17 protein-coding genes and 1 tRNA gene are annotated in these 15,082 nt (G+C 69.7%); 6 read left to right on the forward strand and 12 right to left on the reverse strand.

The genetic code is table 11. The features are described 5' to 3' along the window. Window positions 1-7: 7 nt before the first annotated feature. From OWR29_RS28015 to OWR29_RS28040, 6 genes are all read right to left on the reverse strand, one after another. Window positions 8-982, reverse strand: coding sequence for an alpha-ketoacid dehydrogenase subunit beta (locus tag OWR29_RS28015; RefSeq protein ID WP_267566254.1), 975 nt, complete (start codon window positions 980-982; stop codon window positions 8-10). Beyond that, window positions 975-1,934, reverse strand: coding sequence for a thiamine pyrophosphate-dependent dehydrogenase E1 component subunit alpha (locus OWR29_RS28020; protein ID WP_267566255.1), 960 nt, complete (start codon window positions 1,932-1,934; stop codon window positions 975-977). The genes OWR29_RS28015 and OWR29_RS28020 overlap by 8 nt, the downstream gene beginning before the upstream one ends. Then, window positions 1,934-2,707, reverse strand: a complete 774-nt coding sequence (locus OWR29_RS28025) for an SDR family NAD(P)-dependent oxidoreductase (RefSeq protein ID WP_267566256.1) — start codon at window positions 2,705-2,707, stop codon at window positions 1,934-1,936. The genes OWR29_RS28020 and OWR29_RS28025 overlap by 1 nt, the downstream gene beginning before the upstream one ends. Before the next feature lie 85 nt (window positions 2,708-2,792). Further along, window positions 2,793-3,110: a hypothetical protein gene (locus OWR29_RS28030; protein ID WP_267566257.1), complete on the reverse strand. Its 318-nt coding sequence runs from the start codon at window positions 3,108-3,110 to the stop codon at window positions 2,793-2,795. A 4-nt stretch (window positions 3,111-3,114) separates the two neighbouring features. Next, window positions 3,115-3,678, reverse strand: a complete 564-nt coding sequence (locus tag OWR29_RS28035) for a hypothetical protein (RefSeq protein WP_267566258.1) — start codon at window positions 3,676-3,678, stop codon at window positions 3,115-3,117. 234 nt (window positions 3,679-3,912) lie between these two features. Then, window positions 3,913-4,143, reverse strand: a complete 231-nt coding sequence (locus OWR29_RS28040) for a hypothetical protein (RefSeq protein ID WP_438872664.1) — start codon at window positions 4,141-4,143, stop codon at window positions 3,913-3,915. A gap of 126 nt (window positions 4,144-4,269) precedes the next feature. Between OWR29_RS28040 and OWR29_RS28045 the strand changes: the two genes are divergently transcribed. Then, window positions 4,270-5,067, forward strand: coding sequence for a metallophosphoesterase family protein (locus OWR29_RS28045; protein WP_267566259.1), 798 nt, complete (start codon window positions 4,270-4,272; stop codon window positions 5,065-5,067). 21 nt (window positions 5,068-5,088) lie between these two features. Here the strand turns inward: OWR29_RS28045 and OWR29_RS28050 are convergent, their stop codons facing one another. The 5 genes from OWR29_RS28050 to OWR29_RS28070 form a co-directional block, all read right to left on the reverse strand. Beyond that, complete coding sequence (locus tag OWR29_RS28050) at window positions 5,089-5,442, reverse strand: hypothetical protein (protein WP_267566260.1); 354 nt, start codon at window positions 5,440-5,442, stop codon at window positions 5,089-5,091. A gap of 5 nt (window positions 5,443-5,447) precedes the next feature. Then, window positions 5,448-5,957: a hypothetical protein gene (locus tag OWR29_RS28055; protein ID WP_267566261.1), complete on the reverse strand. Its 510-nt coding sequence runs from the start codon at window positions 5,955-5,957 to the stop codon at window positions 5,448-5,450. A 214-nt stretch (window positions 5,958-6,171) separates the two neighbouring features. After that, a complete protein-coding gene (locus tag OWR29_RS28060; RefSeq protein ID WP_267566262.1) occupies window positions 6,172-7,128 on the reverse strand; it encodes an Acg family FMN-binding oxidoreductase in 957 nt (318 codons plus the stop codon). Window positions 7,129-7,139: 11 nt separating this feature from the next. Next, complete coding sequence (locus tag OWR29_RS28065) at window positions 7,140-8,081, reverse strand: Acg family FMN-binding oxidoreductase (protein WP_267566263.1); 942 nt, start codon at window positions 8,079-8,081, stop codon at window positions 7,140-7,142. Between the two features lie 53 nt (window positions 8,082-8,134). Further along, a complete protein-coding gene (locus OWR29_RS28070) occupies window positions 8,135-9,793 on the reverse strand; it encodes a GAF domain-containing sensor histidine kinase (protein WP_267566492.1) in 1,659 nt (552 codons plus the stop codon). Between the two features lie 81 nt (window positions 9,794-9,874). Between OWR29_RS28070 and OWR29_RS28075 the strand changes: the two genes are divergently transcribed. From OWR29_RS28075 to OWR29_RS28085, 3 genes are all read left to right on the forward strand, one after another. Next, entirely contained in the window at window positions 9,875-10,516 is a 642-nt protein-coding gene (locus OWR29_RS28075) for a response regulator (protein WP_267566264.1), read from the forward strand. A 410-nt stretch (window positions 10,517-10,926) separates the two neighbouring features. Then, window positions 10,927-11,841 carry a sugar phosphate isomerase/epimerase family protein gene (locus tag OWR29_RS28080; protein ID WP_267566265.1) on the forward strand — a complete coding sequence of 305 codons (915 nt, stop codon included), beginning with the start codon at window positions 10,927-10,929 and terminating at the stop codon, window positions 11,839-11,841. Between the two features lie 159 nt (window positions 11,842-12,000). After that, window positions 12,001-13,005 carry a sugar phosphate isomerase/epimerase family protein gene (locus OWR29_RS28085; RefSeq protein ID WP_267566266.1) on the forward strand — a complete coding sequence of 335 codons (1,005 nt, stop codon included), beginning with the start codon at window positions 12,001-12,003 and terminating at the stop codon, window positions 13,003-13,005. A 105-nt stretch (window positions 13,006-13,110) separates the two neighbouring features. Here the strand turns inward: OWR29_RS28085 and OWR29_RS28090 are convergent, their stop codons facing one another. Next, a complete protein-coding gene (locus tag OWR29_RS28090) occupies window positions 13,111-13,431 on the reverse strand; it encodes a hypothetical protein (RefSeq protein WP_267566267.1) in 321 nt (106 codons plus the stop codon). Window positions 13,432-13,619: 188 nt separating this feature from the next. On the opposite strand from OWR29_RS28090, the gene OWR29_RS28095 reads away from it, so the two are divergent. Both OWR29_RS28095 and OWR29_RS28100 read left to right on the forward strand, forming a co-directional pair. Further along, window positions 13,620-13,692, forward strand: a tRNA-Asn gene (locus OWR29_RS28095). Between the two features lie 251 nt (window positions 13,693-13,943). Continuing rightward, on the forward strand, window positions 13,944-14,798 hold the full coding sequence (locus OWR29_RS28100; RefSeq protein ID WP_267566268.1) for an alpha/beta fold hydrolase: 855 nt from the start codon (window positions 13,944-13,946) through the stop codon (window positions 14,796-14,798). Window positions 14,799-15,082 lie beyond the last annotated feature (284 nt).

Raw genomic sequence — 15,082 nt, forward strand, 5'->3', positions numbered from 1 at the left:
CGCGCATCTAGTGGGCCACCAGACTGCGTAGCGCGGCCGCGATGTCGTCGGTCTGCGGCAAGATCGTCTTGGCGAGCTGCACGGCGGCCGGGATGCGCGAATCGAGCGCGCCGACCCGACGCGGGGGAGCGCTCAGCGACACGCCCGACTCGACGACCCGGGCCACCACCTCGGCCCCGAAACCGCCGGTCAGGTTGGCCTCGTGCACGACCAGCAGCCGGCCGGTGCGGCGCACGCTGGCCAGCACGGCGTCGGTGTCGAACGGGTTGAGCCAGACGGCCTCGATGACGTCGGCGCTGATGCCGGTGGCGTCGACCGCGGCCTCGACCGACGACGTGATCGCACCCCAGGTGACGACCGTGACGTCGTCGCCCGCGCGGCGCAGCCGGTGCCCGCCGATGGCCGGGATCGGACCGCCGATCTGCACCTCGGCCTTCGCTCCGGCGTAGAGCGTGCGGTTCTCGATCACCACCACCGGGTCGTCGCAGGCCACGGCGGCCAGGGTCAGGTCGTACGCGTCCTGGGCCTGCACCGGCATCGCCACGCGAATGCCCGGCACGTGCAGAAGCAGCGCCTCCAGGTTTTGCGAGTGCTGCGCGCAGGCGCCGGGCGCGTTGCCCTGCTGCGTACGGATGGTCATCGGCGCCGACAGGCGGCCCTCGGAGACGTAGCGGACGTTCGCCGCCTGGTTCACGATCTGGTCGAACGCCACCAGCATGAAGTCGGCCCACATGATCTCGACGATCGGCCGGCGACCCATCATCGAGGCGCCGACCGCCGCGCCCAGCATGGCCGTCTCGGAGATCGGCGTGTCGAAAACCCTTTCCCCGTACGCCTTCCGCAGCCCACGAGTGACGCCGAAGACCCCACCCGGCAGGGCGACGTCCTCACCGAACAGCAGCGTCTCGGGCATCTGCTCCAGGCACCGGGCCAGCGCCGCGTTGATCGCCCCGCCGTAGGTGAGCTTGGCCGTCTCAGACATACAGGTGCTCCCGGGCAGTCGACGGGTCGGTGAGGGGTGCGGCCAGCGCGCGCTCGGTGGCGGCGGCGATCTCGGCGCGGGCCCGCTGCTCGACCGATTCCAGGGTCGAGGCGGCCACACCTTGGGCGGCGAGGGCGTTCTTCAGACGCACGATCGGCTCGTTCTTCTCGTCGGCCTCGAGCTCACCCGCCGGGCGGTACGTCTGCGCGTCGCCGATGTAGTGGCCGGTGATCCGCCGCGTGGCTGCCTCGATGAAGGTCGGCCCCCGCCCGTGCTCGGCCGTCGTGATGGCCAGGCCGACGGCCGTGGACACCTGCGCCGGGTCGTTGCCGTCGATGCGTACGGCGGGAATGCCCAGGGCATGGGCGCGCGCCGACAGGTCGGGGTTGCGCACCATGTCGTTGATCGGGGTGAGCTCGGAGTATTTGTTGTTCTCGCAGATGAAGACGACCGGCAGGTCCATGGCCGCGGCCAGGTTCAGCGTCTCGGAGACGCCGCCCTGGTTCATCGCGCCGTCGCCGAAGACGGTGAGCGCGACCCGCCCGGTGCCGTCGAACTTCGCGGCCAGCGCCGCACCGGCCGCGATCGGCGCGCCCGCCCCGACGATCGAGTTCTCGCCGTAGAAGCCGTACTCCGGCGCGGAGAAGTGCGCGGAACCGCCCCGGCCGCCGTTCACGCCGGTCTGCCGGTAGAGCAGCTCGGCCAGGATCTTCTCGGCCGGCACGCCGCGCGCGAGGGCCCAGCCGTGCCCGCGATAGGTGCTGAACACCGCGTCCTGCGAGCGCAGCGTGCGGCAGGCCCCGACCGCGACGGCCTCCTGCCCGTTCTCGAGGTGGACCGACCCGACCACGTCGCCGTCGATCCGCAGCTGGAGAATCGTCTCTTCCAGCACCCGGATGCGCCACATGGCATGGAGATCCGCCAGTTGCTCGTCCTTCACGTTGACCTCCATCAGTCCATCTCCAGTCCGCCGTCGACGTTCAGCGCCTGCCCCGTGACGAACGAGGCGAAGTCGCTGACCAGGAAGGCGACGGCGTTGGCGAGCTCGTCGGGGTCGCCCACCCGCCCCAGCGGCGTGCGCGCGGCCACGTCGTCGAGGTATTGCCGGCCCGCGCCGTCCCCGAATTCCCGGTCGCGGTCGGCGAGGATGCCGGACCACATGTCGGTGAGGAAGACGCCTGGGCACACGGCGTTGACGCGGACCTCAGGCCCGTACGCCAAAGCCGCGCTCTTGGTCAGGGAAAGCAGTGCGGCCTTGCTGGCGGCGTAGTCCATGGCGTTCGGCCGCCCCGACCGCCCGGCGACCGAGCTGAGCGTGACGATGCTGCCGCCGCCGTTCTGTTTCATAAGCTCAGCCGCCGCCCGGAGCGTGTGAAACACTCCGGTGAGGTTGACGTCGAGGGTCCGCCGCCACTCGTCATCGGTGATCTCGGCCGGCGGCCGGGTCTTCATGATGCCGACCGCGTTGACGAGAATGCTCAGCGGCCGCCCGGCCTTCTCGGCTGCCGCCCCAGGCACATCCCGGCAGGTCACAGGGTCGGACAGGTCGACACCGAGCGCGGGCACACCACCCAGCTCGGCGGCGGCCTTCTCAAGCCGCTCCCCAGGCAGATCGGCGATGACAACACTCGCCCCACAACGAACAAGGGCGGCCGCAACGGCCCGGCCCAGCCCGCCACCGCCCCCGGTGACGAGCGCGGCCCGCCCAGAGAGGTCCATCAGCATGTAGCCCGCCAACCATCGTTCAATCGTTTGACCGACAGTATGACGCCGACGTAGAGCCGTCAAGCAAAACCGGCAGGGGCAGCCTTCAGCCGGGATCGGTGGGAATGAGCCTGATGTCGGGAATGACAGCAGCCCGCTCCTCGGGCGTTGCGTCGAAGGAGAGCATGTCAGCCCCTTCGGGAATGCCGACCCGAGGCAGGAAGATGCCGTTGCGGCCAACGTCGCACCAGAGCGTCGCGAAGCCGATCCGGTTCTCCGGGCTGCCGGTGTAGGTGATGTGCAGGCGCCCGTCGTCCCCGTCGGGGCACGGCACGTAGATTCGCTCGGGCCACGCATCCCTGATTCTCGTGAAGGCGTCGAACCACGCCTCCCACGTGCGCTGAGAATCCGTCATCTCGGCCATGTCGCTACTCCGGGTCCATCAGGTGCTTGTGCGCTTGCCACCATCGTTCCTCATAGGCGTAGGCCCGGCTCTCGTAGGCGGCGCGGGCGGCTTCTTCCCAGGGGAACTCTCTGCCGTCGCGAAGCTCGTCGAGGTGAAATCGCTCATGCGCGAGTGTGCGGGCCAGTTGCTCCTCGTTCATGAACGCGTCCCGGGCCAGCTTGATCTCGCCGTTGGGCATGGTCACGCCAAAGAATTCCCGGCCCGGGCCGGACCCGAGGCGAACCATGTCGAGAGAGAACCTGACGCCGTTCATGTCGAGCCCGTATTTGTTGGCGACGGCCAGAACGTTCTTCCGGCTCATCAGGATTCTTTCCCTGTTGCGGACGATGCCGTCGCCTTCCCGGTACAAACCGATCGGCCGTTCATCAGGTGTCGACCGCCCGGTCCGGGCAACGCTCGTAACGACTTCTTGAGCTTGGGCCACACTGCCGGCCGTCTTCGGAAGGCGTGCACGAGTTTCTTGGGCGCCGCGTCGACGACTGTGCGCCGGCGTTCCGCCGGACACATCGCGCGGGCGTCCGGTCATGGCTTCGGCAGCTCAACGAAGCTGTCCACAGCTGCGAAGCTAACAATCGGCGTCCACTTCGGCCGGAATGCTCAACAAGCAAACGGTCAACCCGTGCTTGTCCTCGGCATCGACCACCTGACTCCGGGCGCAGCGCACGGGCCAGGCCATCCTCGTTGTGGATCGGGCCGATGCCGCGCACTCGCGCTGGCGCGGATCTGGGTTACCAATGAGCAGCAGTTAAGAGGCCGCTCTCTAACTGGAAAACACCACGCCGGGCGGAAAGTCGCCGTGATCTTCCCAGGTGCGCCTGATCTTTGAAGCCAAGGCGACCGCGGCTGCATCTAGTCGTCCGTCGTCGGCGGACGCCTTCCACGAGCATTTGTCGATCGTCAGGACTCGGTCGAAGTGGCGGTCGAGGCCGAACTCGTACCGCACCTCGTTTTCCGTCTCGGCGATCTTCCGGCCCGCCACCATCATGCCCACGGCTGCTCCATGGAGTCATTGTTCGTGGCATCTATCGATACGATGTGCCATCTGGACCTTCATGCGCGAACGTTGTCCGAATCTCGGACGCTCGCTTCCCGTCGTTGAGAGCTGGACTTACCGGTGATGCAGCTGCTCGGCGAACCGCCGCAGCGGGTGGCGGCGATCTCGTATCAGGCTGCTGCGCCGGGTGGCGGAACGGAGAGCGTGCAGCTCGTTGTCGACCGGCTTCGCGTCGACTCGCTGCCCGCCGGCTGTGGCGCGATCCTGGTGGCCGGGGATCTGCAAGGGGTGGCGCCGTCGCCGCTCGGTGGGCGACCCGGCCTGCTCGGCATCGCGGTCGCGGACTACCTGGAGATCTGGGCCGAGGAAGGTCTGCTGCCTCCGCCGGCTCAAGTCGGCGTCCTGCTCGCCGGCGATCTCTATTCGGCTCCGGACGCTGACCGCCGCGGCGCTTCGGGGCGGGTGATCGACGTGTGGTTGGCGTTCGTGGCTGCTGGTTGCGCGGCGGTTCTCGGCGTGGCTGGTAATCACGATGAGGTGATTGCTTCGGAGGTTGCTGCCCTCGGCTCCGACGTCGCGCTGCTGGATGGCGATCGGCGGACCTTCGCCGGGCTGACGGTTGCCGGTGTCAGCGGCGTCGTCGGCGACCCCGCCCGGCCGTTACGGCGTACGCAGAAGGACTTCGACGCAGCGGTGAAGGGCGCCATCACTCCACCGCCCGACGTCCTGATCCTGCATGAGGGCCCCACCGGCGACACCGCCGACCAGCGTGGCAATCCGGCTCTTCGGGCCCTGCTCGAGCGGCGCGCCCCAGCTCTCACGGTGTGCGGACACGTGCACTGGCCCCGGCCGACGGCCTCGCTGGGCGCCGGTCACATCCTCAACGTCGATGCCAGGGTGGTCGTCCTGACCGAAGGCTGACGAGGCGAATCCGCGGCTGGTCTACGCCGCTTCGTTGATCACGTCGCGGAGTAGCTGGGCCAAGTCGCGGAGGAACTGGGCGGCGCCGGCATCGGTGGGGTCGTCCAGGACCCAGTTGGCGTCCCAGCCGACCAGGCGGGCCAAGGTGTCGGGTGGGTAGGACGTCGCGAGGACGGCTTCCAGGGCGCCGAGAACCCGGCGGTGCAGGCGGGTGTTGTGCTGGGCGATCCGCTGCAGCCGAGCGCGTACGGCGGCGAGGCTGTCGGCGTCGGACAGGTGGCCGGCCAGAAACTCGCGGGCGGTTTCCAGCGGCGGCTGAGCTTCCTGCGCGGCGAGGTGGGCGCGCATCGATTCGGGAAGGTCAGGCGTCGCCATGGCAGTCACAGTAGTCCGAACGGCACGATGCCCGCGGGGAACGCCGTGACGAGGAACGGCTGCGGCGGATCGGAGCCCGGCACGAGGTCGATAGACACCCGGACGAGGCTTGCGGCGTCGTACCGAGCATGTCGTGTTCCGGCTCCGTACGCGCCGTCGTTGTAGAAACCCTCGCCGACGCGATGCTTGGCGTTGAAGGCGCCGGTGTGCGTGCCCTCGATCGCCAGGTCGTTGCGGATCTTCTCCCAGTTGTCCCGCACGTAGTTGTTGATCTCGCGGTTCATCGTTGTGTGGTTGGTCCATCGGTACGACCAGTTCTCGGCACGCTCCCAATGCCCGTCGGTCCAAAGGCGTCCCTCGATGGTTCTGGGAAGAGACGGATCTCGGTGCAGGGGAACGTCGGGTCCGTGGTGTGCCAATGTGTGCGCGCCCTCGGTCTTCCCGTACGCGGCGTCGTTCCTGGCCACGTTGAACTCCGGCGGAGTGTCGCCCAGCCGTTCGTAGACGTCGATCATCCGGCTCAGCTCGTCGTCCGGACGCGTTGTCTCGGGGCTGCCGGGCGGCCTCGCATCCGGCTTCGCGTGCCCAGGGGGAACCACTTCGCCGACGGCGGCTTGTCCCTCGGCGATGCTTCTCACGGGCCGGCGACGTGGCGTCCCGCCGCCTGGCTTCCGGGGACGGCCGGTCATGGAGCCGAATCTAACAATCGACGTCCATCAAGACGAACGATCAGGGGAGGAGGACGTCGGTTACTGGGCGGCGGGGGGCGTGCGGGCCCGGGTGGCCGTAGCCGACTCGTAAAGCCAACTGTGGGTAGCCCGACCGCCCCAGGGAGCGGCGCAGCTGGTCTCGGGCGGCGGGGACCTCGATGGGCTGGGAGATCATCGAGGCGGCCAGGCCGGCGTCGGTGGCGGTCAGCAGGATTCGTTGCAGGGCCTGGCCTGCCTGCAGGTGGTCGGTGGGGCGGTCGCCGGGTGTGCTCAGGACGGCCACCAGTGGCTCGGGTTCGTAGTCTCGGCCGGGGGCTCGGCGGCGTTCGGTGAAAGCTCGTTGCGGCAGCAGGTCCTGCGGTTCGGGGGCGGGGGCGCCGGCTGTCACGGGCACGCCGTCGGGGGCCTGGTCGGCGTGGGTCCAGCCGGCCATTTCCCGTTGGTAGTCCCGGTTTCGGCGCAGGACACGGTCGGCGCTTTTTGCTATTTCGGCGAAGCCGGTCAGGGGGACCATTCCGACCAGCAGGTCGAGCCAGGCGTTTTCGGCTCGGGCGGCGTCGATCAGGCGGCGGCGGGCCTCGGCGGGCACGGGGTCGGGCCAGAACGGGGCCCGATGGCTGTGGCGGCGGGGGATCGCGGCGTAAAGGTCCTTTTCCCGGTACGTCGGGGGACGCGACCGCCCCAGAATCAGGCGGGCAGCCAGGTCGGGCTGGGCGCGGTCGGGGCGGAGCTCGACCTCAGCCGGCGCGCCGGCCGTGGCTAGGGCCAGGCGCGCGTTGTAGGTGGCGGCGCCGCAGGCCAGGTGCACCGCCCAGCCCGCCCGGTCGGCCACGGTGAGCCGGCGGGACGGGTCGGCCAGGATCTCGATGGCGCCGCCGCGCAGGCGGAACTTCCACGGTTGCGTGTTGTGCAGGGAGGGTGCGCGGATGCCGGCGGAGGCCGCGCGCAGCAAGTCCTCCCGGTCGTAGCCGGCCATCACCCCACCTCCTATCGGGTCACGATCACGTCGGCGGCGTTGCGGCGCGGGCGCGGCGGCAGCGGGGTGGTGTCGTCCGTATAGCCCAGGCGCACCGCCAGGTAGGGCTCGCCCAGGTCGGCCAGCAGACCCTGGACCAGCCGGCGGGGCCACTCGACCTCGATGGCGTCGCTCAGCGGGGCGGTCGCCAGGCCGTCGGCCGTGGCCTGCAGCAGGAGAGCCGACAGGGCTTCGCCGGCCCGGAGCAGTTCGAGCGGGGTGGTGCCGCGGCCGAACAGAATCACGAACGAGGCGCCTTCGTCGTGCGCGGGCCCGACTGTGAGGCCTGCTTTCTCGTCCGGCACGTAGTCCCGTACGGGAACCCGGCGCAGCCCCGGCTCGACCGCAGTTTCCGCTGTCATGCCGTCACCCGAGCCCGCCGGGCGGTGGGTCCACCGACGCAGTTCCTCGCGGTAGTCCGCGTCGTTCAGTTCGGCGTGCCCGGCCAGTTCGGCCGAGATGGCCAGGGTGGTGATCTCGTCGCGCGGCACGACGTGCAGGTAGGCGCCGTTGGCCTCGACGAGCAACCGCAGTTTGGTCAGTTCCCCGTCCGGGACCGTGCGGGAGCCGAAGGGCCGCCGGTCGGTGCGGCGCCGCGAGATGGCCTGGGCCAGCTGCTCGGAGGCGGGCGGAACGGGCGAACCGAGCCGGATGCGGGCCAGCACCGAGTCACCGGGAAGCCGGGTCACCGAGGCCGACCACCCGAGGGCGGCCAGCGTGACGAGCGCGTGGTGCAGGGCCGCGCCGCAACTCAGCGCGAGCAACCGGCCGTCGCGGTCGGTGACGTCGAGCCGGCGGGACGCGTCGGCGTGCAACTCCATCGTGTCGCCGTCGATCCGCCAGGTCCAGGGCTGGGTGTTGAAGACGGACGGGGCGTGCAACGCGGCGGTGGCGGCCTGCTCGAGCGGTGTCATGAGATCAGCCTGCGCCGGACCGGAAGAACCGGGCAGGGCCGAAGGTCCTTCGCTCAGGAGGAGATCGGCACCCGCCAGGTCAGCACGGTGCCGCCGTCCGGTCCCGGCTCGACGGTGAACGATCCGCCCAGGTCGTGCGCGCGCTCGGCCATGTTCAGCAGCCCGCCCCGGGCCGCGCCGGGCGGGATGCCGACGCCGTTGTCCTCGACCCGCAGGCTCACCGACGAGCCGGCGTGCACCGAGACCCGTACGGCGTCGGCGTTGGCGTGCCGGGCCACGTTCGACAACGCCTCGCGCAGCACGGCCAGCAGTTCCGGGACGATGTCGTCGGGGATAGCACTGTCGACCGGGCCGCTCGTGTCCAGGGTCGGGCGGAAACCGAGCGCGGCCGCCTCGACGGCTTCGCGCAGAGCCGACCGCAGGGACGGACCGACCGGCGCCCGCAGCTCGAAGATAGACCGGCGGATGTCGCGGATCGTCTCGTCCAGGTCGTCGACGGTGGCGTTGATGCGCTTGGTCGTCTCGGCTCGCGATGTCTGCGAGGCCGCGCCCTGCAGCTGCATGCCGGTGGCGAACAACCGCTGGATGACCACGTCGTGCAGGTCGCGCGCGATCCGCTCCCGGTCGGCCAGGACGGCCAGCAGCTCCCGCTCTTCCTGCGCGCGCGCCCGTTCCAGCGCGAGGGCGGCCTGGCCGGCGAAGGTCGACAGCAGCACCGCGTCGTCGTCGGCCACCGGCTGGTCGGCCGCCTGGGTGACGATGAGCAGGCCGTACGGCGTGTCCGAGCCGGTCAGCGGGGCGATCACGGCCGGGCCGGCGGGCACCGGGCCGGGCCAGTCGGCGGCGGCGCGCAGGTCGTCGATCACCCGGTAGCCGCCGGGATCGAAGTCGTCCAGGGCGATCCGGCCGCCGGTCAGGCTCGCGCAGGCCGGGTCGGCCCCGTCGGCCACCTCGATCGTGTAGGACGACTCGTCGAACAGCAGCACGAGCACCAGATCGGCCTCGGCCACCTCGCGCGCTCTCCGGGCAATCAACTGCAAGGCTTCCGTACGCCGGACGGTCCCGAGCAGTACGCCGGTGATCTCGGCGGTGGCCGCCAGCCAGCGCTCCCGCCGCTGGGCCAGCGTGAACAGGCGGGCGTTGTCGATCGCCACCCCCGCCGCGGCGGCCAGCGCCACCACGATCTCTTCGTCGTCGTCGCTGAACTCGGGCGCGCCCTGCTTCTCGGCCAGGTAGAGGTTGCCGAAGACGTGATCGCGGATCCGCACCGGCACCCCGAGGAAGCTGTGCATCGGGGGATGGTGAGGCGGGAAACCGTACGAGTGAGGGTGGCGGGTGATGTCGGGCAGGCGCACCGGGTGCGGATCGGTGATCAGCAGCCCCAGCACCCCGCGGCCGTGCGGCAGGTCGCCGATCTCGGCGTGCAGCTCGGCGTCGATGCCGTGCGTGATGAAGTCCGACAACTGGGTGCGATCGGCCCCGATCACCCCGAGCGCTCCGTAACGGGCGCCGACCAGCGCGCAGGCCGACTCGACAATGCGCTGGAGCGTGCTGCGCAGGTCGAGGTCGGTGCCGATGCCGACCACCGCGTCGAGCAGCGCGCGCAGGCGTTCCCGGCTGGTCATCACCTCGCCGACGCGGTCGAGCATCTCTTGCAGAAGTTCGTCGAGATGCACCCGCGAGAGTGGTCCCAGTCCGAGCGAGGGCTTCATCTGCTCCGCCACGCCCTCAGATTACGGTGACGGGACTAAAGACCCTTGGACCAGGCCTTCCGTACGCGATAGGAAGGTCCGATGATCCGAGTCTTCCTCCTCGACGACCACGAGGTCGTCCGCCGCGGCCTCGTCGACCTGCTCCAGGCCGGCGGTGACATCGAGGTCGTCGGCGAGTCGGGCTCCGCGCAGGAGGCGGCTCGTCGCATCCCCGCTCTGCGCCCCGACGTGGCGATCCTCGACGCGCGGCTGCCCGACGGCAACGGCATCGACGTGTGCCGCGACGTGCGGGCGGTCGACTCGTCGATCAAGGGCCTCATTCTCACCTCGTACGAGGACGACGAGGCGCTGTTCGCGGCGATCATGGCCGGCGCCTCCGGCTACGTGCTCAAGCAGATCCGCGGCACCGACCTGGTCGACGCGGTGCGCCGGGTGGCCCAGGGCCAGTCGCTGCTCGACCCGGCGGTGACCCAGCGGGTGCTCGAGCGCATCCGGCACGGCGTGGAGCAGCCGCGCGAGCTGGCCGCCCTGACCGATCAGGAGCGCCGGATCCTCGAGTTCGTGGCCGAGGGCCTGACCAACCGCGAGATCGCCGGCCGCATGTTCCTGGCCGAGAAGACGGTCAAGAACTACGTGTCGAGCATGCTGGCCAAGCTCGGCCTGGAGCGTCGCACGCAGGCCGCCGTGCTCGCCACGCGGCTGCTGGGGGAGCACCCGCACTGACGCACGCGACAAGATCGAGAGGCGTTCGCACGCGTGATCGTTCGGTGCATGCCTGAATTCCCACATGGTGCACATCGATCGAGGCCGGTGGAACCGATTCAGCGCCACCCTTTCCGGTTCTACCGGCAGGTCACTACGGGCGTGGCGATCGACCCTTACCTATTAAACGGGTCGCCTTCGATCATGTTGTGGCCGGTCACGGCGTCGCACGGCGCGTACGCCGCTGATCCTGAGAACGCATGACTCTCGTATCCGTGGGCAGGTGAGTCCACGGATGGAGACGACATGACCACGCGCAAGCCCGCCACGCGCGCGTCGAGCACACCTCGCCACGTGGTCCATACTGGACCCGTGAGCACGTGCCGATGCACGTGCAGATGCGCCGGTGCGCTTGTCCGGGGAGGACTCTGATGCGGCTGAGACACCCCTCCGGCCGGATCGTGCACCTTTCCTGCGAGATCACTCCGGCGACGGCGAGCAATCTACCGGCCGTCGTCGCTCAGCTCGACACGTACGGCGCGGTCCGCGCCCGGCTCGGCGCCGACGCCCTCGGCGTGTCCCTCTGGCTTCCTCCCGCGCTCGCCGCCGCCCTCGCCGTGGAGAGCCGCGCCCGCACCCGGCTTCGTGCCGAACTCGACGCCCGCCGGCTCGAAGTCGTCACGTTGAGCGGCGCGCCCTTCGGCGAGGGCGGCGGCGAGACCCCCGACTGGACCGAGCCCGCCCGTCGCGAGTACACGCTCGACCTGGCCCGCATCCTGCTCGACCTGCTCGACGAGGACGCGGTACGCGGCAACGTGAGCACCATCGGCCTCGGCGCCCGCGAGGGCTGGGGCGAGGCCGAGGAGAAGGCGGCCGCCGGCATCCTGCGCCGCCTTTCGCACGGCTTGGCCGACCTCGCCTGGCAGAACGGGCGAGCCGTGCGCGTCGGGTTCCAGCCCGCGACCGGGCAGGTGCTCGACAGTCCCGAGCAGACGGTGGCCGCGCTCAGCCGCATCGACAAGGACCGGCTCGGCGTCTGCCTCGACCTGGGTCACGCCGCCGAGTGCTGGCCCGACCCGGCGGCCGGCATCGAAACCGTGACCGACGCCGGCCTGGCGATCGTCGAGGTGCGGCTCAACGCCGTGGCCGGGTCGACCACCAGCGCGTGGCGGGCCGGCCTCGACCGGCTGTTCGGCGGCCGCAGCCCGCTCACCGAGAACCTCACACTGGTCGGCCGCGCCCCCGGTCAGCCGGTCGAGCAGATCACCGGCGACGTCGCGTACCTGCTGGCCGAGCTGGCCGCCCTGGGCCTCGCGCCGGAAAATGAGCCCTGCCCCGCGCGCTGAAATCCGTCTAGAGTCGGTGCTGGCACTGCCGTGGACGGGCGGTCCGGGTCGTGGGAGGCGCAACCCCCGCCGGTCGTGACGCCCCGAAGCCGGTCGTGCCGCCGGGCGGCCTTCCCTCGCCGCCCACCTCCACCTGCTCTTTTCCGAGGGAGAAACACGATGGCGCGACCCATCACGCTCTTCACCGGCCAGTGGGCCGACCTGCCCTTCGACGAGGTCTGCCGGCTGGCGTCCGAGTGGGGCTACGACGGGCTCGAGATCGCCTGCTGGGGTGACCACTTCGAGGTCGACCGGGCACTCGCCGAACCCGACTACATCGACCGCAAGCGCGAGCAGCTGGCCAAGTACAACCTCAAGGTGTACGCGATCAGCAACCACCTGGTCGGGCAGGCCGTCTGCGACCACCCGATCGACGAGCGCCACCAGGGCATCCTGCCCGCCGACATCTGGGGCGACGGCGACGCCGAGGGCGTACGGCAGCGGGCCGCCGAACGCATCAAAGACACCGCCCGTGCCGCCGCCAAGCTGGGCGTCAAGACGGTCGTCGGCTTCACCGGCTCGTCGATCTGGCACACCGTGGCCATGTTCCCGCCCGTGCCGCCGGCCATGATCGAGCGCGGCTACCAGGACTTCGCCGACCGGTGGAACCCGATCCTCGACGTCTTCGACGAGGTGGGCGTGCGGTTCGCGCACGAGGTGCACCCGAGCGAGATCGCCTACGACTACTGGACCACCCGGCGCACGCTCGAGGCCATCGGCGACCGCCCGGCCTTCGGGCTGAACTGGGACCCGTCGCACTTCGTGTGGCAGGACCTGGACCCGGTCAACTTCATCCTCGAGTTCAAAGATCGCATCTACCACGTCGACTGCAAGGACGCCAAGGTTCGTACGGGCGACGGGCGCCGCGGGCGGATGAGCTCCCACCTGCCGTGGGCCGACCTGCGGCGCGGCTGGGACTTCGTCTCGACCGGCCACGGCGACGTGCCGTGGGAGGACTGCTTCCGCGCGCTCAATGCGATCGGCTACGACGGCCCGATCTCGATCGAGTGGGAGGACGCCGGCATGGACCGCCTGGTCGGCGCGCCCGAGGCGCTGCAGTTCGTGCGCCGGCTGGCCTTCGACGCCCCGACGGCCGCGTTCGACGCCGCGTTCTCGCGCTCCTGAGGCGTACGGGAAAACGCATCGGAAAAGGCTGAGGCCGCCCTCGTCGTTGAGGGCGGCCTCAGAGCCTTCGAACCACCGGGGCGACGCTCTCGCATCGCCGGGCGGTCAGAGGGTGCTGCTGGAGGGCTTGCTGTTCGAGGAGGAGGCCAGCGGCTGGGTCAGGTCCGAGTCGCTGCTCGAGCTCGAGGACGTCGACGAGGTGGTCGACAGCTTCTCGCCCAGCTTCGACGACTGGATCTTGTCTTTGCTCTCGCTGTACAGCTTGTTGGCCTGCGCCTGGGCGACACCGGCGGCCTCCTGGACCGTCGGGTGCTCCCACACCTTCTTGGCGTTGGCCGCGATCTCCTCGTACTTCTCCCGGCCGGCACGGCTGCCCAGGACGAAGCCCGCCGCGAGACCGGTGATGAACATCAGCTTTCCGCGCATGATGGCGGCTCCTTCCGTTCGTGACGCGCGTGCGTCGATGGTCGGTGCATACCCATGCTGCCGCTTTCGTATTCCTTCGCGCAGGGTTTTGACCCGCCGGTGGCGTGCCGGGGAACCCCTTCGCGCTCCCGGGCCACGGTCATGTACTCTGTTCTCCGGCACCGAGGGAAGCCACGGTGCCGGCACGATCCCCTGTAGCTCAATTGGCAGAGCAGCCGGCTGTTAACCGGCAGGTTATTGGTTCGAGTCCAATCGGGGGAGCGTTCGGCGGAGGCCTCTGTTCGCGGATAGCGCGAACCGGGGCCTTCGCCATTTCTGCTCAGGGGGCCGAGCCCCCTGAAACCCCACGTTGCGATGGTTGCGGTGAGCGGCCCGCTTGCGGTGGGCGAGTTGGGCCTGGCTTCGCCGGCCGTGATCCAGCTAACCGATCAAAAACTTTTTACCGGTTGACCGTGTTCTGGACCAACCGCTAACGTCGGTTTCACCGGTTAGGTCGCACGAGAGGAAAGAACATGTCAACGCGGTTCCACACCACCGAGGTCAACGGGGTCGAGATCTTCTATCGGGAGGCGGGGCCGGTCGACGGGCCCGTCGTGCTGCTGCCGCACGGGTTCCCGACGTCGTCCTGGCAGTTCCGCAACCTCATGCCGGCCCTCGCGGACAAGTACCGCGTCATCGCGCCCGACTACCCGGGCTTCGGGCACTCGGCGTCGCCGTCGCGGGACGAGTTCGACTACACGTTCGCCACCTACGCCGACCTCCTCAAAGGGCTGGTCGACCAGCTCGGCGTGGATCGGTACACGATCTACGCGTTCGACTACGGCGCCCCGGTCGGCTACCGCCTCGCCCTGAAGGCGCCGGAGCGGGTCAGCGGCCTCATCATCCAGAACGGAAACGCGTACGAGGAAGGGTTGAAGGAGTTCTGGGACCCGATCAAGGCGAACTGGGCCTCGGACACCCCGGAGACGCGTAAGGCTCTCACCCCGGTCTTCGCCGACGAGGCGATCAAGTCGCAGTACACGCACGGCGTGCACGACGCCACCCACCTCGACCCCGACGCCTGGCTGCACGACAGCACCCAGCTCGCGCGCCCCGGCAACTGGGACATCCAGCTCGACCTGTTCCACGACTACGGCACCAACGTCACGCTGTACCCGCAGTTCCAGGAGTTTTTCCGCACGTACCAGCCGCCGACGCTGATCGTGTGGGGCGAGAACGACTTCATCTTCCCGGCCGACGGCGCTCACCCCTACCTGAACGACCTGCCCAAGGCCGAGCTCCACCTGTTCGACTCCGGTCACTTCCTGTTGGAGGACCAGCTCGACACCGTGGTGCCGCTAATCCGCGACTTCCTTGCCCGGATTTAAGCCGTCTGTTGCCCTTCTGGACACATCCTTTGCAGAAAGTTCTCGACAGCGCCCTGAGCTGGGAAAACGGGTGCTGTCGAGGGCTTTAAGAGTGGTGTGCTACGGGGAGACGTCCATCGATTGACACGGTCCGGTAGCGGGGCGAGGGTGTGAGAGCGCTCTCGTTCATGACGGAGCGTCACGGCCGGACGCACCCCCCTTCCCTGTCCGCCCCCGAAGCGTTCCGGCCGGCGCGGGATCCCCTCCGGCTCGCCGGGCTCGCGTCACCCAGGGGGCCGGACCGT

The organism is Paractinoplanes pyxinae (genome assembly GCF_026626335.1).
Classification (GTDB): domain Bacteria; phylum Actinomycetota; class Actinomycetes; order Mycobacteriales; family Micromonosporaceae; genus Actinoplanes; species Actinoplanes pyxinae.